Origin of the sequence: Leifsonia sp. McL0607 (genome assembly GCF_049993355.1) — a bacterium.
Classification (GTDB): Bacteria; Actinomycetota; Actinomycetes; order Actinomycetales; family Microbacteriaceae; genus Leifsonia.
Map to the genome: position 1 here is coordinate 2278347 of NZ_CP188253.1, position 20127 is coordinate 2298473.

The window sequence follows — 20127 nt, forward strand, 5'->3', positions numbered from 1 at the left end:
GCTTTCAGGGAACCTGGGTAATATACCCGGATGCGCGAATCGGACCAGCGCGACTTCGGTCTGCCAGACGGCCCCGAGTCTGAATCGACGAACACTTTCCCGCTTGTTCCCCCGACCGGCGACTCCTCTGCGACGAACGAGCCCGGTGATGCGCCGACCCGTTCCGGGCGCAGGGCGGCACCGGCTCGAGGGGGTGCCGCAGGGGGCGCCGTGGCGGCAGCCGCGGGAGGAGTCCTCTCCGCGATCCGCACCCACCCCGCGGCCTGGATGGCCGCGGGAGCCGCCGTCGCCTTCGTGATTCTCGGCACCTGCAGCGTCGCCCTCGGCGCGACCCTGGGTGCAGCGCCTGCTGGGGCGGCGGCAGCGCCCTCCCCGACGCGCTCTGCGACCAGCGCGCCGACCCCTACGCCGACTCCGACCGTCGACGCCGCGCGTCCGGTCCCCGTCGCGCAGCCGGCCGCGAGCCGCGTCCGCACGTGCTCGGTCGCCTCCCTCGCCCAGGACGGCCGTCTCGGCAACCTGGAGGCCCAGGTCGTCAACGCCAAGACCGGGGACGTGCTTTTCGATCGCAACGGCGGCAAGCCGGGACCAACGGCGTCGGTGCTCAAGACCCTGACGTCGGCTGCCGCGCTCGCCACGCTCGGTCCCGACTACCGCGTGCAGACGACGGTCGTCGCGGGCAGCGCCCCCGGGCAGGTCGTGATCGTCGGCGGCGGCGACGTGACGCTGTCGCGGCTGCCCGGCGGCCAGGGCGCGTTCTACACGGGCGCGCCCTCCATCCAAGACCTCGCGAACCAGACCAAGCAGGCCCTCGGCGGTCAGCCGGTGACCTCCATCGTGGTCGACGCGTCACTGTTCGGCGGCCCGCTGTGGCAGCCCAGTTGGGACGAGCACGAGGAGCGCGTGGTCGAGGGCTCGACGCCGTACATGTCCGCCCTGATGGTGGACGGGGACCGCGACAACCCCGGAGCGGTGGAGTCGCCGCGCAGCACCGACCCCGTCGGCCGGGCCGTGCAGTACTTCCAGCAGTACTTGGGCACGAACGTGCCGGTGACCTCGGGCAGCGCTCCCGCCGGTGCCCGTCAGCTGGCCGCCGTGCAGTCGCAGCCGGTCACCACGCTGATCGACCAGGCGATGACGTATTCCGACAACACGATCATGGAGGAGCTCGCGCGCCTCGTGGCGATCAAGGCCGGCGCCGGCAACACCTTCGACGCCGAGAACGCGGGCGTTCTGGCCGGGCTGAAGGGCTACGGGATCGACACCAGCGGCATCCACATCGCCGACGGCTCCGGGCTCAGCGCCGACAACGCGGTGCCGCCGTCGTACCTCACCCAGCTGTTCATCAAGGTGCTCAACCGTCAGAACGGACTCGGCGTCGTCTACGACGGCCTCCCGGTCTCCGGCCAGTCCGGCACGCTCGGCCCGGGCTACAGCCGTTTCACCGGCGCCAACTCGGTCGCCCGCGGCGCCGTGCATGCCAAGACGGGCTGGATCGACAACGGCTACACCTTGTCCGGCGTCGTCGACGCGGCGGACGGCACGCCGCTCACCTTCGCGGTCTTCGCGCTCGGCCCGGTGAGCGACAATGCCAAGCAGGCGATCGACACGCTCGTCACCGGCTTCTACAAGTGCGGTGACAATCTCATGAACGGCTGAGCGGAGGAGGCGGCGATGAGCAAGGCGCTGTTCATCATCGACGTGCAGAACGACTTCACCGAGGGCGGTGCTCTCGGGGTCGACGGGGGAGCGGCGGTCGCCGCGGCCATCACCGAGCACCTGCGCGCCCACGCCGACGACTACGCGATCGTGCTCGCGAGCCGCGACTGGCACGACGCGGACAACGACAACGGCGGCCATTTCGCCACCGATGCCGATCCCGACTTCGTGACCACCTGGCCGGCGCACTGCGTCGCGGGGACCGCCGGCGCGGACTACCATGCCGCATTCGACACCTCCCGCGTCGACTACCACATTCGCAAGGGGCAGGGCGTGCCGGCGTACTCGATTTTCGAGGGACGCACGGACGCCGGATCCACGGTGCACAACCTCCTGGACGAGCACGGGATCGACACCGTCGAGATCGCGGGCATCGCGACCGACTACTGCGTGCGCGCCTCCGCGCTCGACGCACTGGCGCACGGTCAGCGCGTGCGCGTGCTCACCTCGCTCGTCGCCGGCGTGGCGCCCGAGTCGTCGCAGGCGGCCCTGGCCGAGCTGGCCCACGCCGGGGCGGAGCTGATCGCGTCCGACTAGAAGACCGTCCCGATTAGGCACTATGCTGATTGCTAACTTGGCTAGCTAATTGGAGGCGTGATGTCGAGTAAGCCGTCGCTGTGGTTGCGGATCGAGGTGCCGACGGCGCTCATCCTGATCTGGCTGGTGCTGGCCGGGGTCGGTGGCCCGACCTTCGGCAAGCTCTCCGGGGTGTCGAGCAACGACCAGGCCGCCTTCCTGCCCGCGAGTGCGGAGTCGACAGAGGTGCAGGACTGGCAGAAGCGGTTCACCGACTCGGCCGCGGTGCCCGCCATCGTCGTCGTGCAGTCCGACTCCGCCATCCCGAAAAGCGACCTGGCGTCGTATTCCGAGCTCGCCACGAAGCTTGGCGCGGTGGAGGGCGTGCAGGCTCCCGAGTCCGGCGCGACGACGAGCGTGGCCGGTCCGATCCCCTCGGAGGACGGCCGCGCTGTGCAGTTCATCGTGCCGATCGCCGACACGAACAACGTCAAGATCGTCGTCGCCGACCTGCGCGCTGTGGTGAACGGCGGCCTGCGGTCGGGCACGCAGGGCTGGGTGACCGGGCCTGCGGGCCTCACGGCCGACCTCGTCAACGCCTTCGGAGGCATCGACGGCATCCTCCTGCTCGTCGCGGTCGGCGCGGTGTTCGTCATCCTCCTCCTGGTCTACCGCGCACTGCTGCTGCCGGTCCTGGTGCTGCTCACGTCGGTGTTCGCCCTGTGCGCGGCGATCCTCGTGGTCTATCTCTTCGCACTGTGGGGCTGGATCAAGCTGAGCGGGCAGAGCCAGGGCATCCTCTCGATCCTGGTGATCGGGGCCGCCACCGACTACTCGCTGCTGCTGGTCGCACGCTTCCGGGAGGCGCTGGAGCAGGAGGAGTCGCGCTGGACGGCGATCGTGCAGGCCTGGAAGGCCGCCTACGAGCCGATCCTCGCCTCCGGTGCCACGGTCATCCTCGCGCTGCTGTGCCTGCTCTTCTCCGACCTCAACTCCAACAAGAGCCTCGGCCCGATCGCCGCCATCGGCATCGTGTTCTCGCTGCTGTCGGCGCTGACGTTGCTGCCGGCCCTGCTCGCGGTGTTCGGGCGTGCGGCGTTCTGGCCGTTCCGCCCTGTCTACGCCGGAGGCCACCTGCACGAGCACAAGCACAGCGACGAGGAGAGGATCACCGGGCTCGACGGCATCCGGGGGGTGTGGCGGCGCGTGGGTGCGCTCATCGCACACCGGCCGCGGCTCACGTGGATCGTGTCGTTCGTCCTCCTCGCGGCCTGCGCGCTCGGGCTCACCCAGCTCAAGGCGAACGGCGTCGAGCAGACCGACCTGGTGCTGTCGCAGTCGGATGCGGCCGACGGCCAGAGCATCCTCGCGAAGCACTTCGACGCCGGCTCGGGGGCGCCCGTGCTCATCGTGGCGAAGGAGGCCGAGGGCGAAGCGGTGCGCACGGCCGCCGAGAAGAACGACGGCATCGCGACCGCGACCGTCTACACGGGCGGAGGCCGGCCGGCCTCGGCCGGCGGCGTCGCCGCGCCCCCGGTCGCGAAGGACGGGCGGGTGCTCATCCAGGCGACCCTGAAGGCGCAGCCCGACTCGGCGGCGGCCGAGCAGGTGGTCAGGGAGCTGCGCAGCGACCTCCCGAGCACCGACTCGAGCGTGCTCGTCGGCGGGGTGACGGCGATCGCGCTGGACACCAACGACACGGCCCAGAGCGACCTGATGAAGATCATCCCGATCGTGCTGCTCGTCATCCTGGTGGTCCTCATGCTGCTGCTGCGATCGATCCTCGCACCGGTTCTGCTGATCGCCAGCGTCGTGCTGTCCTATGCAGCCGCGCTGGGGGTGTCGGCCCTGGTGTTCGACCACCTGTTCCGCTTCCCCGGCGCGGACGCCAGCGTGCCCCTCTTCGGATTCGTGTTCCTGGTGGCGCTCGGGGTGGACTACAACATCTTCCTGATGACACGCGTGCGAGAGGAGTCGCTGCGGATCGGGACCCGTCCGGGCATCCTGCGCGGACTGGGGATGACCGGCAGCGTCATCACGTCGGCCGGCGTGGTGCTGGCGGCGACGTTCGCGGCGCTTGCCGTCATCCCGATCCTCTTCCTCGTTCAGATCGCCTTCATCGTCGCCTTCGGCGTGCTGCTCGACACAGTGCTGGTCCGCTCGCTGCTCGTCCCTGCCCTGTCGTACGACCTGGGGCGGGCGATCTGGTGGCCGTCGAAGCTGTGGCGAAGCGCTTCGGACCGCTAGCCGCGCGGCTGCGGCACCGTCGACCACGACTACTGGCAGAGATCGCCGACACCGCGGACACCCTCGCCGACCGAATGCGCGTGCGCCTGACGGTCGTGGTCTGAGGCGGTCGGGGTTGAGGCTGCATCGGCGCTCTGCGATCCGTCGCGCTCCCCGATCGGGCAGGATGGAGCCATGCGCCTCCACGTCGAACGGCATCCCGGCCCAGACCCCGTGCTGCTCGTCCACGGCTTCGCGACGACCGGCGCCCTGACCTGGGAGGCGACCGGCTGGGTGGCGGCGCTCGCCGAGGCCGGGCGCGGGGCGATCGTCCCCGACCTGCGCGGTCACGGCGGCAGCGACGCCCCTCACGACCCCGCAGCGTACTCGCCCGAGCTGCTCGCGCAGGACCTCGTCGCCGTCCTCGACGAGCAGGGCCTGGACCGGGTGGACGTCATCGGGTACTCGATGGGCAGCTGGGTGGCCCTCGCTCTCGTGGGCCTGGCGTCGCAGCGGGTGCGACGGCTCGTGGTCGGCGGCGTCGGCACGGTCGAGCAGTTCGGCCGCTGGGGCGTAGAGGCCGTGCGCCGGGCGATCCTGGAGGGCGCTGGAACGCTCGCACCGGACAACCCGCTCGCGCCCCTCCTGTCGTCGCTGCGCGAGGCTCCCGGCATCGACCGCGAGGCGCTGGCCGCGTGCGCGGCCGGCATGGCCCAGCATCCGCTGCCGCTCGCCTCATCCGTGCCGACGCTCGTCGTCGTCGGAGACGCCGACCCCGTGGCTCAGGACGCCGACGCGGCGGCCCGTCTCCTCGGCGCCGAACTCGTCGTGCTGCCGCGCCGCAACCACATCACCACGCTGAGCGCGCGCGCCTTCAAACAGGCTGCCCTCCCGTTCCTGGGAGCTTCGGTCACTCCGTAGGAGAGCGGCTGGCGCGGTCGTACGATGTGCGAGGAGCGAAGGAGTGCGCATGATCGACAGGCTGGACGCCGACCTCATCGCCCTGCTCACAGAGGAACCCAGGCTCGGCATCTTCGAGGCATCCCGTCGGCTGGGGGTCGCTCGAGGCACGGTGCAGGCCCGGCTCGACCGGCTCCAGCGCACGGGAGTAGTCAAGGACTTCGCACCGACGATCGACAGCCACCGGCTGGGGTTCCCCGTGACGGCGTTCGTGACCGCCGAGATCACCCAGAGCGACCTCTCCGTCGTCGAGCACCTGCGCGCCATCCCGGAGGTGTTGGAGGTGCACACCGTCACCGGGTCCGGCGACCTGCTGATCCGGGTGGTCGCCCGCTCCAATGCCGACCTGCAGCGCGTGATCGACGGTATCCTCGGCGACTCGGGGATCAGCCGCACCTCCACGGTGATCGCGCTGGAGACCAAGATCGCGAGCCGCAGCGTGCCGCTGGTGCAAGCCGCTGCCGAAGACTGAGCAGAACAAGCCAGGAGGACACCATGGAAGAAAAGACGTTGCTCGAACGCGTGCCCGACCGCCTCTTCATCGGCGGCGAGTGGCTGCCAGGTGCGAACGGGACGCTGAAGGTGTTCGACCCGGCGACCGGCGACCTCATCCGCGAGATCGCGAACGCCTCGGTAGATGACGGCGCCCGCGCGCTGGACGCCGCCGTGGCCGCCGCCGATGCCTGGGCGGCGACCCCGCCCCGGACGCGCGGGGAGATCCTCCGTCGTGCGTTCGACCTCCTGCAGGAGCGCCGCGAGGAGTTCGCCCTGCTGATGACGCTGGAGATGGGCAAGCCGCTGGCGGAGGCCAATGGGGAGGTCACGTACGGCGGCGAGTTCCTGCGCTGGTTCTCTGAGGAGGCTGTGCGCATCGCGGGCCGGTACGCGACCAACCCAGAAGGCACCGGACGGATGATCGTGTCGCAGCACCCCGTCGGGCCGTGCTTCCTGATCACGCCGTGGAACTTCCCGCTGGCGATGGCGACGCGCAAGATCGCCCCGGCCCTGGCCGCCGGCTGCACCGTCGTGGTCAAGCCGGCCGAGCTGACCCCGCTGACGACTCTGTACTTCGCGCGGCTACTGGAGGACGCTGGGCTTCCGGGCGGTGTGCTGAACGTCATCACGACCTCCACCTCGGGAAAGGTGTCGGCGCCGATCATCGCCGACCCGCGGTTGCGCAAGCTCTCGTTCACCGGTTCGACCGAAGTGGGCAGGAAGCTCTTGCAGCAGGCGTCGCAGAACGTGCTGCGCACCTCCATGGAGCTCGGCGGCAACGCACCGTTCGTGGTCTTCGACGACGCCGACCTCGACCGCGCGGTCGACGGCGCGATGTTGGCGAAGTTCCGCAACATCGGCGAGGCGTGCACCGCCGCCAATCGCTTCATCGTGCACGAGGACGTCGCCGACGAGTTCGCCCGTCGGGTGACGCAGAAGGTCGACGCCATGACGATCGGCCGCGGCACGGAGGACGGCGTCACCATCGGCCCGCTGATCAACGAGGACGCCGTCGACAAGGCCGCCGAGCTGCTGGAGGACGCGGTCGCCCGCGGCGCGCTGGTGCTGACCGGCGGGTCGCGCGTCTCCGGGCCCGGCACGTTCTTCGAGCCGACCGTCGTCACCGACGTCCGCGCGGGGAGCGAGATCCTGCGGCAGGAGATCTTCGGCCCCGTGCTGTCGATCGTGCGCTTCCGCGACGAGGACGAGGCCGTGCGCATCGCCAACGACACCGAGTTCGGTCTGGTCTCCTACGTCTTCACGAAGGACCTCGCCCGCGGCCAGCGGATGATCGAGCGCCTGCAGACCGGGATGATGGGTCTCAACGTGGGCGTGGTCTCGAACGCCGCAGCGCCGTTCGGCGGCGTGAAGCAGTCGGGGCTGGGGCGCGAGGGAGGCCCGGAGGGCATCCACGAGTACCTGAGCACCAAGTACACGCTGACGCCCGACCCGTTCGCGGCGTGAAGCTCTTCGCGACGTGAACCCCTTCACTGCCTGATCCGAACCGCCTGATCCGAACCGCCTGATCCGAACCCCCTGATCCGAGGAGCACCACCATGCCGACCGAAGCCGTCATCATCGACGTCGTCCGCACGCCCTCCGGCCGTGGCAAGCCGGGAGGGGAGCTCTCGGACATCCACCCTGCCGACCTCCTCGCCGGCGTGCTCGCCGAGCTCGTGCACCGCAACGGCGTCGACCCCGCGCTGGTCGACGACGTCATCGGCGGTTGCGTCACGCAGGCCGGCGAGCAGGCGGGCAACATCACGCGCACGGCGGTCCTCAGCGCGGGCTTCCCGGAGAGCGTGCCGGCCGTCACGATCGACCGGCAGTGCGGGTCGAGCCAGCAGGCCGCGGCGTTCGCCGCGCAGGGCGTGATCGCTGGGGCGTACGACATCGCCATCGCCTGCGGGGTGGAGTCGATGAGCCGTGCGCCGATGGGCTCGAGTGCGGGCGGCGCCTCCCTCGGCGGAGAGCTGTTGCACTCGCGCTACCCGGAGGGCTTGGTCAATCAGGGTGTGGCCGCCGAGCTGATCGCCGAGCGGTGGGGCATCGCCCGCGACGAGTTGGACGCCTTCGCCGCCGAGTCGCACCGGCGCGCAGCACAGGCCGCCGCCTCCGGGGCCTTCGACGGCGAGCTCGTGCCGGTGCCGACACCCGACAGCGGCAGCGTGGAGGCGGACGAGACCATCCGGCCGGGGACGACGGCGGAGAAGCTGGCCACCCTCGCCCCGTCGTTCCGCACGGACGCGCTGGCGACGCGGTTCCCGCAACTCGACTGGCGGATCACCCCGGGCAACTCGTCGCCGCTCACCGACGGCGCCTCGGCCGCCCTGATCATGAGCGCGGACGCAGCGAAACGGCTCGGGCTGACGCCGCGGGCGCGCTTCCACTCGTTCGCCGTGGCCGGGAGCGACCCGCTGTTCATGCTCACGGGGATCCTTCCGGCGACCCGCAAGCTGCTCGACCGCAGCGGCGTGAAGCTCGACGACATCCAGGCCTACGAGGTCAACGAGGCCTTCGCTCCCGTGCCGCTCCTGTGGCAGCGCGAGTTCGGGGCCGACGCCGCCCGGTTGAACCCGCGAGGCGGTGCCATCGCGCTGGGCCACGCACTCGGCTCGTCGGGAACCCGGCTGCTCGGGACCCTGCTGAACGAGCTGGAGGCGGTCGGCGGCCGGTTCGGCCTCCAGACCATGTGCGAGGGTGGAGGCACCGCCAACGCCACCCTCATCGAACTCCTCTAAGCTCCCAGCTCCTCCTCCCCACCCGCTCCGCCGAGTACGCCCGAATTCAGTCAGAAACCGCCGAGTACGTCGAGAATCTACGTACTCGACGGTTTGAGAGTAAGGAATCACCATGCAGATCGACGGTTGCTCCGCCCTGGTCACCGGCGGCGCCAGCGGACTCGGCAACGCCACCGCACGGGCACTGGCGGAGGCCGGCGCGCGCGTCGTGCTCCTCGACCTGCCCAGCTCCGAAGGGGAGAAGGCGGCGGTCGCCCTCGGCCCGCACGCGCGCTTCGTCGCGGCCGACGTCACGGACGTGGAGCAGGTGCAGGAGGCCGTGCAGGCCGCCAGCGCGCTCGCTCCGTTGCGGATCGTGGTCAACTGCGCCGGCATCGCGACCGCGCAGAAGGTGCTCGGTCGCGACGGCGTCCTTCCGCTGGAGAGCTTCGAGCGGGTGATCCGGGTCAACCTGATCGGCACCTTCAACGTGGTGCGTCTCGCTGCGGCTGCGATGGTCGAGACCGAGCCGGTGGGGGAGGACGCGCCGGGCGGGCTCGAGCGCGGCGTCATCGTGAACACCGCCTCCGTCGCCGCGTTCGACGGGCAGATCGGCCAGCCGGCCTACTCGGCCTCCAAAGGCGGTGTCGCCGCGATGACGCTGCCGCTCGCGCGGGAGTTCGCGCGCAACCTGATCCGGGTGGTCACCATCGCGCCGGGCATCTTCGAGACGCCGATGATGGCCGGGTTGCCACAGGCGGCTCAGGACTCGCTCGCCGCCCAGGTGCCGCACCCGTCGCGCCTCGGCCGACCGGCCGAGTACGCGCAGTTGGTGCGCTCCATCGTGGAGAACCCGATGCTCAACGGCGAGACGATCCGCCTCGACGGCGCCATCCGCATGCAGCCCAAGTAGCCGGCGCTCCGCGGTGGTCGCACTTTCGCGTCGGATAGCGCGCCCGCCGCCACTCGCGGCGCCCGTGAATCGCGCCGCGATTTGCGCCAAATGTAGCGAATAACCTGGTCAAGCGCGATATTCGGCGCAAATGTCACACGCCCGAGTGCGCCTCCAGGAAGGTGAACACGTCGGAGTCGTCGACGCCGGGGAACGACCCGGACGGCAGCGGCGACAGGATGTGCGCGTGCAGCCGTGCGCTCGGCCAGGCCTTGCCCGACCAGTGCCCGGTCAGCTCGGCCGGCGCCCGCTTGCAGCACGACTCGTCGGGGCAGCGCGACTCCGCGCGCTCGCTCGTCTCCCGGCCGCGGAACCACTTGGCCTGGTCGAAGGGGACGCCGACGCTGATCGAGAAGCCGCCTTCGGCGGTGCTGCCCGTCTGCGTCGAGCACCAGTACGTGCCGGCCGGGGTGTCGGTGTACTGGTAGAACTCGGTCGTGCGGTTGGTGCGCGCGAAGGCGTTTCGGGCTCCCCACTTGCGGCACACCACCTGCCCCTCGATCGAGCCGGTCACGTCGGTCGGCAGTGGCAGACCGTCGTTCTCGTAACCCTTGTAGAGCGTGCCGTCGTCACCGACGCGCAGGAAGTGCAGGGGCATGTCGAGGTGGCGCGTCGCCAGGTTGGTCAGCCGCAGCGCCGCGGCCTCGTGGGTCACTCCGAACGCGTCGCGGAAGTCCTCGACGGCGAGATCCTTCTCCTTCTTCGCCTGCTGCAGGAAGGCGACCGCCGCGGCCTCCGGCATCAGGCAGCACGCCGCGAAGTAGTTGATCTCCAGCCGCTGCCGGAGGAAGTCCGCATAGCCGGCGGGCCGCTCGTGGCCGAGGAGCCGGTGCGCCATCGCCTGCAGCGCCATCGATCGCAGGCCATGACCGCCCGGGATGGAGGCCGGCGGCAGGTAGATGCGCCCGTTCTCCAGGTCGGTGATCGAGCGGGTCGAGCGCGGGAGGTCGTCGACGTAGATCAGCTCGAAGCCCAGCTGCTCCGCCATCACGCTCACCTCGCGGTGGGTCAGGGCGCCGCGGACGTGACCGGAGGCGCGCACGCGCTCCTCGGCGAGAACCTCGATGTCGGGGATGTAGTTGTTCTGCCCGCGCATGCGCTCCCGCAACTCGGTGTTCGCCCTCCGCGCCTCCTCCGGCGTCGCGATGGCCTCGTTGGCCCGGCGGGCGAGCTCGCGGTGCAGCCCGACCAGGGCCTCCAGCGTCTCGGTCGGAGTGCCTTTCGTCGGCTTGACAGCGGGGAGGCCGAGCGAGCCGTAGAGGGTACCGCGCTGGGCGCGGGAGAGCTCGATCTCGAGCGCGGCGCGCTCGTCGGGGGGCTCGGCCGACAGCAGATCCGCGAGCTGCACCCCGAGCGCGGACGCGAGGGTGCCGAGGAGGGAGATTCGCGGCTCGCGCTTGCCGTTCTCGATTAGCGAGAGCTGGCTGGCGGCGACGCCGGCGGCGGCGCCGAGCTCGTCGAGGGTCAGGCCGCGCTGCGTGCGGAAGTGCCGAATGCGGTGACCGAGGGTGGCGACGTCGGCGGTCACCGGATCGGAGGTGAGGGATTCCATGCCTTCACAATAGCGAAAGAATCGCGATTCTTTACTTCATGTTTCCCGCCCAGGGGTGTGAATCCTGCCTGATGCTGGTCTCACACCACGATCTTTCCGAACGAGAGGACCGCCGGAATGACCATCGCCGAACTTCGCCGGACCGACGAGGCGCACGACGCCGTCGATCACCGCGAGACCGCATCCCACGACACGAGCACCGCCGGAGGCACAGACACTGCCGGGCAAATCGGGGACCTGACCGGCCTCGACGGCCTCCGGGCCTGGGTCGCCGGCATCGCCGACCTGACACAGCCGGAGTCGATCGTCTGGTGCGATGGCACCCCGGGCGAGGAGGACCGCCTCACCAAGCAGCTCGTCGCCGAGGGCAAGCTCATCCGGCTGAACCCGGAGTGGCGCCCCAACAGCTTCCTCGCCCGCACCGACCCCGGCGACGTGGCTCGCGTGGAGGACCGCACGTTCATCTGCTCGCTCGACGAGAAGGACGCCGGCCCAACGAACAACTGGCGCGAGCCGGAGGGCATGCGCGCCGAGCTGCGCGACGTCTTCGCCGGCAGCATGCGCGGCCGCACGATGTACGTCGTCCCGTTCTCGATGGGCCCGGTGGGCGGCCCGATCTCGCAGGTGGGCGTCGAGCTGACCGACTCCGCCTACGTCGCCGTCAGCATGGCGAAGATGACGCGCGTGACCAGCGCGGTGCTCGACCTCATCGAGGCGGGGCAACCGTGGGTGCCGACTGTGCACAGCGTCGGCGCGCCGTTGGTCGACGACACAGGCGTGCGTCACGACGACGTGATCTGGCCGTGCAACGAGACCAAGTACATCGTCCAGTTCCCGGAGACCAGGGAAGTCTGGTCGTACGGCTCCGGCTACGGCGGAAACGCCATCCTGGCAAAGAAGTGCTTCGCGCTGCGGATCGCCTCGGCGATGGCGCGCGACGAGGGCTGGCTCGCCGAGCACATGCTGCTGGTCAAAGTCACCTCACCGGAAGGCCGCGCCTTCCACTTCGCGGCGGCGTTCCCGTCGGCCTGCGGCAAGACCAACCTCGCGATGCTGCGGCCGACCATCCCGGGCTGGAGAGTGGAGACGATCGGCGACGACATCGCCTGGCTGCGCCAGGGACCGGACGGCCGGCTGCGCGCCATCAACCCCGAGGCGGGCTTCTTCGGCGTCGCGCCGGGCACCGGCGAGCTCACCAACAAGACCGCGGTCGAGACGCTGTGGGGCAACACGATCTTCACCAACGTGGCGCTGCGCGACGACGGCGACGTGTGGTGGGAGGGCCTGACGGAGGAGCCTCCCGCGCACCTCATCGACTGGCAGGGCGATGACTGGACACCCGCGAGCGGGCGGCCGGCCGCGCATCCGAACTCCCGGTTCACCGTGTCCGCCGCGCAGTGCCCGTCCATCGCCGACGACTGGGACGCGTTCGACGGTGTGCCGATCGACGCCATCCTGTTCGGCGGCCGTCGCGCGACCAATGTGCCGCTCGTGGCGCAGGCGCGCGACTGGAAGCACGGCATCTTCATCGGCGCGACCGTCTCGTCCGAGAAGACGGCGGCCGCCGAAGGCACTGTCGGCGAGCTCCGCCGCGACCCGTTCGCGATGCTCCCGTTCTGCGGCTACAACATGGCCGACTACTGGGGCCACTGGCTGGAGGTGGGCGAGAAGCTGGGTGCGAACGCTCCGGCCGTCTTCCAGGTCAACTGGTTCCGCAAGGGCGACGACGGCCGGTTCCTGTGGCCGGGCTTCGGCGAGAACTCGCGCGTGATCGAGTGGATCGCTCGTCGGGTGGAGGGCACGGCCGACGCCGTCTCGACGCCGATCGGGCGCCTCCCGCAGACCGACCAGCTCGACCTCGACGGTCTCGACCTCCCGGCCGAGGACGTCGCGGAGCTCTTCGAGGTCGACCGGGACAGCTGGCTCGCCGAGTGCGACCTGACCGAGGAGTACTTCGAGCGCTTCGGCTCCCGCATGCCGGCGGCGCTGCGGGCCGAACTCGCCTCCCTCCGCTACCAGCTCCGCTCCTGACCCCGCGCCCAACCGCCGAGTACGCAGACTGTCTGCGTACTCGGCGGTTTTTCGTCGATTTTCTGCGTACTCGGCGGTTGGGCGCGAGGGTTAGACGAGGAGCTGGTGCTTGGCCAGGTCGCGGTAGAGGGGGGTGGTGGCGACGAGTTCGGAGTGGGTTCCGACGCCGACGACGCGGCCGTGGTCGAGCACGACGATCTGGTCGCTGTCGACGACCGTCGACAGCCGGTGCGCGATCACCAGCAGAGTGCGGTCCTCCGCCACGGCGTCGATGGCCTCCCGCATCAGCTGTTCGTTGCGACCGTCGAGGCTGGAGGTCGACTCGTCCAGCAGCAGCACGGGCGGCGCGGCGAGCAGGGCGCGAGCGATCGCGAGCCGCTGGCGCTCGCCGCCGGAGAGCATGATGCCGTCCTCGCCGACCGGGGCGTCGAGACCGAGTTCACTGCGCTCCAAGACCTCGGTGAGGTTGACCGCGTGGAGGACGTCGACGCACTCCCGGTCGGTCGCGTCGGGAGTCGCCAGCCGGAGGTTGTCGCGGAGCGAGCCGGCGAGCACAGGGGCGTCCTGCTCGACGTAGCCGATGTTCGAGCGGAGGGCGACGCGGTCGAGCGTGCGGACGTCCATGCCGCCGAAGCGCACCTGGCCGTCCTCCGGGTCGTAGAAGCGTTCGATCAGGGCCAGGATGGTGGACTTGCCCGCGCCGGACGGCCCGACCAGCGCCGTCCGCTTGCCCCGGAGGACCTGGAAGCTGACGCCGTGCAGCACGCCGCCGTGGGGTGACGCCGGTGCGTTCTCCCCGAGACCGGCAGCGGCCTCCGCCTCGGCCACGACGTCCACGCCGCCGAGTGCGCCGAGCGCGATGGCCTCGGTGTCCGTCGGCACTGCGCCGGTCGGTGCCGCCGCGTCGTCGGGCGCAGGCGTCGACGGGTAGGCGAACCGCACGTCGACGAACTCGATCGCCGGTGCGCCCGGGGCCAGCCCCGCGTTCGCGACGCCGACGGTCAGAGCGAGCGGGGCGATCTCGCGGTCGTGCTGGTCCTCCGTCGGCAAGTCGAGGATCTCCTGGATGCGGCCCAGCGCTCCGAGAGCCGAGTTGACGGCGGTGATGGCGCCGAAGGCCTGGCCGAGCGGCAGGATCATCATGAACAGGAAGAGGATGAACGCCACCAGGTTCGCGACGGTGATCGCCCCGCTCGCGACCCGGAAGCCGCCGACGCCGAGCACCACCAGGAACGACACCTGCATCGCGATCCCGGCGACCGGGACCACGAGCGCCGAGATCTTCGCGACCCGGATGCCCATTCGCCACGCACCCGTCGCGTCGTCGTCCACGGCGGCGATCTCGCGGTCGGTCGCGTTGGCGGCGCGGATCGTGCGCACCGAGCTGATCGCCCGCTCCACCGCGGCGGCCAGGTCGCCGACCTTGGTCTGCGCCTTCTGGCTGGCGACGCGGATGCGGCCGGAGAGCAGCGTGACGACGACGATCGAGACGGCCACCACGAGCACGGTCAGACCCAGGAGCACCGGGTCGATGATGAGCATGGCGATGAGCGCTCCGACGAAGGTGAGCGCGCCGCCGATGGCCTCCACGAGCCCCTGCGTGAGCACCGCGCGCAACAGCGTGGTGTCGGATCCGACGCGGGACACGAGGTCGCCGGTGCGGCGGGTGTCGAACTCGCTGATCGGCAGCCGCAGCAGGCGGGCCACGAGCTTGCGCCGCGACGACAGCACGACGCCCTCGCCGGTGCGCTGCAGGAGGTAGTGCTGGTAGCCCGAGATCACCGCGGAGACGACCACGAGGGCCACGAGCCCCCACACCAGGCCGTTCAGCGGCTCGCCCTTGCCGACCAGGTCGATCACCTGGCTGACGAGCAGCGGCTGGGCAAGGCTCGCGGCCGCGCCCAGCACGCTCAGCACGACGACGACGGAGAGCACCGCGCGATGTTCGAGGAGGTAAGGGAGGAGTTGGCTGAACCGGGCGCGCGGCCCAGCCTCCGCCTCCCGTCGGGCGAAGGGCGAACGACGACGCGGGGGAGCGTTGGTCTCGGTGCTCATGGGGGTTCCTTCGAAGGGGGTTCGGGATGCTGATTCGACCGTACTTCTTGCGGACTGCCTGTTTGCTGATATCGGATGATGTCGGACGACAGGGTTACAGTGCTGAACTATGCCGACGTCTGTCATCACCGCCACCGATCTGGTCAAGAAGTACAAAGACTTCCCGGCCGTCGACGGCATCAGCTTCGAGGTCGAGGCGGGGGAGTCGTTCGGCCTTCTCGGCCCGAACGGCGCGGGCAAGTCCACCACCATGCGCATGATCGGCGCCGTCTCCACGCGCACTGCCGGCGAGCTGAGCATCCTCGGGCTCGACCCCGACCAGTATGGCCCGGAGATCCGGTCGCAGCTCGGCGTGGTGCCGCAGTCCGACAACCTGGACACCGAGCTGCGGGTGCGCGAGAACCTGGTCGTCTACGGGCGCTACTTCGGCCTCCCGGCGGCGCGCGTGCGGCAGCGGGCCGACGAGTTGCTGGCCTTCGCCCAGTTGGAGGACAAGGCCAAGGCGAAGGTCGACGATCTCTCGGGCGGCATGAAGCGACGGCTGACCATCGCGCGGGCGCTCATCAACGATCCGCGCATCCTGCTGCTCGACGAGCCGACGACGGGGCTCGACCCGCAGGCCAGGCACATCCTCTGGGACCGGCTGTTCCGACTCAAGGAGCAGGGGACGACTCTTCTCCTCACGACGCACTACATGGACGAGGCCGAACAGCTCTGCGACCGTCTGGTCGTGGTCGACAAGGGCACCATCATGGCCGAGGGCACTCCGGTCTCGCTCATCCGCGAGTACTCGACGCGCGAGGTGCTGGAGATGCGGTTCGGGTCCGATCGCAACGCGGAGGTCGCTCCGCGCCTCGAGGGCATCGGGGAGCGGATCGAGGTGCTGCCCGACCGCATCCTCGTCTACAGCGACGACGGGGAGGCCGAACTCGCGCGGCTTACGGAGCGCGGCCTCCACCCGCTCACGAGCCTCGTGCGCCGGTCGAGCCTCGAAGACGTGTTCCTGCGGCTCACCGGGCGGAGTCTGATCGAATGAGCCGAGCGGAGCCAGGAGCATGAGTCAGTCGACATCGGTGGGCGACGGCACGCGGGCGGCCCTCGCCGGCGCGGGCCGCCCGCGGCGGTTCGGTGCCTGGTACGTCGCGGAGCACCGGTTCCGCGTCATGCGCGCGTACCTGCAGACGCTGCTGGTCACGGGCTTCGGCAACCCGTTCCTCTACCTGTTCGCCATGGGGGTGGGCCTCGGGAGCCTCGTGAGCGCCAACATGGGGCCGGCCGCCGTCGACGGCGTGAGCTACCTGGCATTCGTCGCACCGGCGCTGCTCTGCACGGCTGCCGTGACGGTCGCGAGCGAGGAGTTCACCTACCCGGTGATGCTGGGGTTCAAGTGGAACCCGACCTTCTTCGGAATCAGCGCCTCCCCGATCTCGGCCGGGCAGATCATCGACGGTGTCGTCATCTCGGTGGTGGCCCGCCTGCTCGGCACGACCATCGTCTACTACGCGTTCATGCTGCTGTTCGGCGCTGTGCCGAGCCCGTGGGGCTGGCTCGCGATCCTGGTCGCGACGCTCGGCGGCCTCGCCTTCGGTGCCCCGGTCATGGCGTATGTCGCGACGCTGGAGCAGGACACCGGCCAGATCGCGATGCTGATGCGGTTCGTGCTGCTGCCGATGACGCTGTTCTCCGGCACGTTCTTCCCGCTGTCGTCGATGCCGGACTACCTGCAGTGGATCGGCTGGATTTCGCCGCTCTGGCACTCCACCGAGCTCGCTCGCGTGTTCGCGTACGGCTATGCCGAGCCGCTGTGGCTCACGGTCGTGCACGTGGTCTACCTGGCCGCGCTCTTCGTCGTCTTCTGGGTGTGGGCGCGGCGCATCGCCGCGAGGAGGTTGAACAAGTGACCACCACGCGCGATCCGTTCGTCGCCGCCGTGTCGCGAGCGCGTCCGCTGCGCGCGCTCTACGCAGGCAACGCCCGCTCGGTGATGCAGCGCGGCTGGTCGGCGACCCGCAGCACGAACTGGCTGGTCATCGTCTCGGGCTTCTTCGAGCCGATCTTCTACCTGCTGTCGCTCGGCATCGGGTTCGGCAAGCTTGTCGGCGATGTCACCACGGCCGGAGGAGAGCAGGTGCCGTACGCCGCGTTCATCGCTCCGGCCCTGCTCGCCACGGCCGCGATGAACGGCGCGGTCTACGACTCCACCTGGAACGTCTTCTTCAAGATGCACTTCGCCAAGCTGTACGAGGGGATGTTGTCGACCTCCCTCGGCCCGCTCGACGTCGCGCTCGGCGAGATTCTGCTCGCACTGCTGCGCGGCGCGCTGTACGCCGCCGGGTTCATGATCGTGATGCAGGCGCTGGGGCTCAACCTGTCATGGTGGGCGCTGCTCGCCCTCCCGGCCGTGCTGCTCATCGCGTTCGGCTTCGCCAGCTTCGGGATGGGCATCACCAGCTACATGAAGACCTTCCAGCAGATGGATTGGATCAACTTCATCCTGCTGCCCATGTTCCTGCTGTCGGCGACGTTCTACCCGATCACGGTCTACCCGGACTGGATCCAGAAGATCATCATGGCGCTGCCGCTCTGGCACGGTGTCGAGCTGGTCCGCGGCCTCACGACCGGCGCCGTCGACCTCGGGATGTTGTGGCATGTGCTCTATTTCGCCGTGATGATCGTGCTCGGCCTGGTGCTCACTACGAGACGCCTCCGCGCCCTCTTCCTCGACTGAGTGCTTCATTCGTGGCGACGGGAAAATTCCCGTCGCGACGCTTGACGGCAATATTTCCGTCAGGTACACTGACGGGAATATCTCCTTCACAAGGGTGCGAACATGGCTCTGAAAGCACGGATCGAATCTCCCGAATCCCTCGGTCGGGTGCTCGAGCAGGCTCGGCTGCTTCGCGGTCTCTCGCAGCGGGAACTCGCGCACCTTCTCTCCACCGACCAGAAATACGTCTGGGGACTCGAAAATGGCAAGTCCACGATCGCCATCGAGCGTTTGCTCCGGGCGGCCGACGTCCTGAACGTCACGCTCACCGCTGAGGTCGCCGAGAGCGACGACATTCGGTGAGCGGCCCCAGGAGACTGGCCGTCGAGCTGTACGGCGAGCGAATCGGAATGCTCGTCGGAGACGATCGGCGCTTCGACTTCGAGCCGGAACGAAGCGCGATCGAGCGCTTCGGGCTCGGCAGCACGGTGCTTTCTGAGTCCGTGCCCCTGAACGCGGTGACGTCGCGCACAGGGTGGCAACGTCGACAGAGCTTTTTCATCGAGCTACTTCCGGAGGGTGACCTCTTGGAATGGCTGGCTGCGGAAGCGGGTCTGCGGACCTGGCAGCATCTGTCACTGCTGGCGGCGTTCGGCCGTGACGTGGCCGGAGCGGTGCAGCTCTGGGATCTGGACGATCCCGGAGAGCCACGAACGCCCCGGATCCGGCCGCTCGACGACTCCGGCGTCGCCGATGTTCTGCGTGAGCGTCGCGCGATGCCCTTGGGCAACGTCCCGGGCAGTGGCAAGTCGAGCCTCGTCGGCGTCCAGCCGAAGGTGGTCTTGGCGTACATGGGCGGAGGATGGAACGGCGTGGAGGACGGCTATCCGTCGACGCACATTCTCAAACCGGTCCCGGACGGCCACTCGACGACCATTTACGACGAGGAATACGGCTCGCGCCTCGCTCGTGCGCTCGGCCTCCTCGATTACGCCGTCGCTGTCCGCAGCTTCGACGGCGAGAGCGCGCTCGTGATCGAACGGTACGACCGGAGTCCAGCGCTGCCGGACGGGCGCCTGCACCAGGAGGACATGAGCCAGGCTCTAGGCGCACGGGGCAACGAGAAATACCAGCGCTTCGGTGGCAAAGTCACCCTCAATCGGATAGCACGCGTCTTCTCCTCCCGCCGCGACGTCGACTCGCTCAACCGACTCGCGCGTCTCGTGACCCTGTCGGTGGCCACAGGGAACCTGGACCTTCACGCGAAGAACATCAGCATGATTCATCGCCCCGACGGCCGGGTATCGTTGGCGCCTGTGTATGACGTCGTCCCGCAGGCACACGAGAACAACGACGGTGAAATGGCGCTCGCGATCAACGATCGCTATCGTCACGCCGAACTGACCGCGGCCGATCTGGTGGCCGAGGTCGAGTCGTGGGGGCTCGCCTCTGCTCGCGAGCTCATCGCGACCACGTTGGAAGAGATCTCCGGCGCAGCCTCCGACCAGCAGCCCGATGAACGAGCCCATCCGGCGGTCGCCGAAGATGTGGCGCGGTTCACCCGCAACCTCCTGCTCGGTAAGCCCGCCGGTCGGTCCAGCACTCGTGACGGCTGACGGCGTCAGCTCACGTTGTCGGAGAAGTCGATGTCCTTGGTCTCCGCGAGTCGGCCGAATCGGACGATCGGTAGGCTGAGGGCATGGAAACCCTCCTCGCCGTGCTGCATGTCGTGTCCGCCGTGTTCATCGTGGGGCCGATGGCCATCCTCCCGATGACGGCGATGCGCGCCGTCCGAGCGGGCAGCGCCGGGCAGGTGGAGGTTCTGGCCAAGTCGACGAACCTGATCTCGCTGCTGTCGCTGCTGGTGGTCTTCTTCGGCTTCGGCGTGATGGGGCTGGCCGACAAGAAGTACGACCTGAGCATCGTGACGCCGTGGATCCTGTGGTCCATCGTCCTCTACGCCGTCGCGCTCGGACTGACGCTGTTCCTGGTGGTGCCGACGATGCGCCGCGCCGCCGAGGCGATCCGCCTCGACGAGGCGATCCGCGGCGGCGAGGAGTCGAAGGCTGAGCCGTCCACATACCCGGCCATCGCCGCCGGCTCCGGCATCGCCAGCCTGCTGCTGGTCGCCGTCGTGGTGCTGATGGTCTGGAAGCCGTAGCCGCGTCGGACGGACCCCGGCGGCCACGGCCTC

General features: G+C 69.6%; 17 protein-coding genes. 15 read left to right on the plus strand and 2 right to left on the minus strand.

The genetic code is table 11. From position 1 onward, the window contains the following. Positions 1-210: 210 nt before the first annotated feature. From ACPPVW_RS11010 to ACPPVW_RS11045, 8 genes are all read left to right on the plus strand, one after another. Entirely contained in the window at positions 211-1659 is a 1449-nt protein-coding gene (locus ACPPVW_RS11010) for a D-alanyl-D-alanine carboxypeptidase/D-alanyl-D-alanine-endopeptidase (RefSeq protein WP_426623162.1), read from the plus strand. Positions 1660-1674: 15 nt separating this feature from the next. Further along, a complete protein-coding gene (locus ACPPVW_RS11015) occupies positions 1675-2256 on the plus strand; it encodes an isochorismatase family protein (protein WP_426623163.1) in 582 nt (193 codons plus the stop codon). Between the two features lie 60 nt (positions 2257-2316). Beyond that, a complete protein-coding gene (locus ACPPVW_RS11020) occupies positions 2317-4482 on the plus strand; it encodes an MMPL family transporter (protein WP_426623164.1) in 2166 nt (721 codons plus the stop codon). A 174-nt stretch (positions 4483-4656) separates the two neighbouring features. Then, positions 4657-5382: an alpha/beta fold hydrolase gene (locus tag ACPPVW_RS11025; RefSeq protein ID WP_426623165.1), complete on the plus strand. Its 726-nt coding sequence runs from the start codon at positions 4657-4659 to the stop codon at positions 5380-5382. A 49-nt stretch (positions 5383-5431) separates the two neighbouring features. Beyond that, positions 5432-5893 carry an Lrp/AsnC family transcriptional regulator gene (locus tag ACPPVW_RS11030; RefSeq protein WP_426623166.1) on the plus strand — a complete coding sequence of 154 codons (462 nt, stop codon included), beginning with the start codon at positions 5432-5434 and terminating at the stop codon, positions 5891-5893. 23 nt (positions 5894-5916) lie between these two features. After that, positions 5917-7380: an NAD-dependent succinate-semialdehyde dehydrogenase gene (locus ACPPVW_RS11035; protein WP_426623167.1), complete on the plus strand. Its 1464-nt coding sequence runs from the start codon at positions 5917-5919 to the stop codon at positions 7378-7380. A 92-nt stretch (positions 7381-7472) separates the two neighbouring features. After that, a complete protein-coding gene (locus ACPPVW_RS11040) occupies positions 7473-8657 on the plus strand; it encodes a thiolase family protein (RefSeq protein ID WP_426623168.1) in 1185 nt (394 codons plus the stop codon). A 112-nt stretch (positions 8658-8769) separates the two neighbouring features. Then, positions 8770-9549 carry a 3-hydroxyacyl-CoA dehydrogenase gene (locus ACPPVW_RS11045; protein ID WP_426623169.1) on the plus strand — a complete coding sequence of 260 codons (780 nt, stop codon included), beginning with the start codon at positions 8770-8772 and terminating at the stop codon, positions 9547-9549. Positions 9550-9682: 133 nt separating this feature from the next. On the opposite strand, the gene ACPPVW_RS11050 is transcribed toward ACPPVW_RS11045, so the two are convergent. Beyond that, positions 9683-11140, minus strand: a complete 1458-nt coding sequence (locus tag ACPPVW_RS11050; protein ID WP_426623170.1) for a helix-turn-helix domain-containing protein — start codon at positions 11138-11140, stop codon at positions 9683-9685. A 117-nt stretch (positions 11141-11257) separates the two neighbouring features. Between ACPPVW_RS11050 and ACPPVW_RS11055 the strand changes: the two genes are divergently transcribed. Continuing rightward, positions 11258-13171 (plus strand): phosphoenolpyruvate carboxykinase (GTP), encoded by a 1914-nt coding sequence (locus ACPPVW_RS11055; protein WP_426623171.1) that lies wholly within the window; start codon positions 11258-11260, stop codon positions 13169-13171. A 90-nt stretch (positions 13172-13261) separates the two neighbouring features. On the opposite strand, the gene ACPPVW_RS11060 is transcribed toward ACPPVW_RS11055, so the two are convergent. Continuing rightward, the gene (locus tag ACPPVW_RS11060; RefSeq protein ID WP_426623172.1) at positions 13262-15226 is read right to left on the minus strand and encodes an ABC transporter ATP-binding protein; all 1965 of its coding nucleotides are present in this window, start codon (positions 15224-15226) and stop codon (positions 13262-13264) included. A gap of 109 nt (positions 15227-15335) precedes the next feature. Here ACPPVW_RS11060 and ACPPVW_RS11065 point away from each other — a divergent pair, with 109 nt between their 5' ends. From ACPPVW_RS11065 to ACPPVW_RS11090, 6 genes are all read left to right on the plus strand, one after another. After that, the gene (locus ACPPVW_RS11065) at positions 15336-16262 is read left to right on the plus strand and encodes an ABC transporter ATP-binding protein (protein ID WP_426623173.1); all 927 of its coding nucleotides are present in this window, start codon (positions 15336-15338) and stop codon (positions 16260-16262) included. Between the two features lie 19 nt (positions 16263-16281). Further along, the gene (locus tag ACPPVW_RS11070) at positions 16282-17127 is read left to right on the plus strand and encodes an ABC transporter permease (protein ID WP_426623174.1); all 846 of its coding nucleotides are present in this window, start codon (positions 16282-16284) and stop codon (positions 17125-17127) included. Beyond that, a complete protein-coding gene (locus tag ACPPVW_RS11075) occupies positions 17124-17954 on the plus strand; it encodes an ABC transporter permease (RefSeq protein ID WP_426623175.1) in 831 nt (276 codons plus the stop codon). Before ACPPVW_RS11070 ends, ACPPVW_RS11075 begins: the two co-directional genes overlap by 4 nt. 102 nt (positions 17955-18056) lie before the next feature. Next, on the plus strand, positions 18057-18296 hold the full coding sequence (locus ACPPVW_RS11080) for a helix-turn-helix domain-containing protein (RefSeq protein WP_426623176.1): 240 nt from the start codon (positions 18057-18059) through the stop codon (positions 18294-18296). Continuing rightward, positions 18293-19549, plus strand: coding sequence for a type II toxin-antitoxin system HipA family toxin (locus tag ACPPVW_RS11085; protein ID WP_426623177.1), 1257 nt, complete (start codon positions 18293-18295; stop codon positions 19547-19549). Before ACPPVW_RS11080 ends, ACPPVW_RS11085 begins: the two co-directional genes overlap by 4 nt. 83 nt (positions 19550-19632) lie before the next feature. After that, complete coding sequence (locus ACPPVW_RS11090) at positions 19633-20094, plus strand: DUF2269 family protein (RefSeq protein ID WP_426623178.1); 462 nt, start codon at positions 19633-19635, stop codon at positions 20092-20094. Positions 20095-20127 lie beyond the last annotated feature (33 nt).

Coding starts and splice junctions, on each gene's coding strand:
- ACPPVW_RS11020 (WP_426623164.1), top strand. CDS start 2,317: ATGTCGAGTAAGCCGTCGCTGTGGTTGCGGATCGAGGTGCCGACGGCG.
- ACPPVW_RS11090 (WP_426623178.1), top strand. CDS start 19,633: ATGGAAACCCTCCTCGCCGTGCTGCATGTCGTGTCCGCCGTGTTCATC.
- ACPPVW_RS11055 (WP_426623171.1), top strand. CDS start 11,258: ATGACCATCGCCGAACTTCGCCGGACCGACGAGGCGCACGACGCCGTC.
- ACPPVW_RS11015 (WP_426623163.1), top strand. CDS start 1,675: ATGAGCAAGGCGCTGTTCATCATCGACGTGCAGAACGACTTCACCGAG.
- ACPPVW_RS11080 (WP_426623176.1), top strand. CDS start 18,057: ATGGCTCTGAAAGCACGGATCGAATCTCCCGAATCCCTCGGTCGGGTG.
- ACPPVW_RS11065 (WP_426623173.1), top strand. CDS start 15,336: ATGCCGACGTCTGTCATCACCGCCACCGATCTGGTCAAGAAGTACAAA.
- ACPPVW_RS11040 (WP_426623168.1), top strand. CDS start 7,473: ATGCCGACCGAAGCCGTCATCATCGACGTCGTCCGCACGCCCTCCGGC.
- ACPPVW_RS11025 (WP_426623165.1), top strand. CDS start 4,657: ATGCGCCTCCACGTCGAACGGCATCCCGGCCCAGACCCCGTGCTGCTC.
- ACPPVW_RS11050 (WP_426623170.1), bottom strand. CDS start 11,140: ATGGAATCCCTCACCTCCGATCCGGTGACCGCCGACGTCGCCACCCTC.
- ACPPVW_RS11030 (WP_426623166.1), top strand. CDS start 5,432: ATGATCGACAGGCTGGACGCCGACCTCATCGCCCTGCTCACAGAGGAA.
- ACPPVW_RS11035 (WP_426623167.1), top strand. CDS start 5,917: ATGGAAGAAAAGACGTTGCTCGAACGCGTGCCCGACCGCCTCTTCATC.
- ACPPVW_RS11045 (WP_426623169.1), top strand. CDS start 8,770: ATGCAGATCGACGGTTGCTCCGCCCTGGTCACCGGCGGCGCCAGCGGA.
- ACPPVW_RS11060 (WP_426623172.1), bottom strand. CDS start 15,226: ATGAGCACCGAGACCAACGCTCCCCCGCGTCGTCGTTCGCCCTTCGCC.
- ACPPVW_RS11070 (WP_426623174.1), top strand. CDS start 16,282: ATGAGTCAGTCGACATCGGTGGGCGACGGCACGCGGGCGGCCCTCGCC.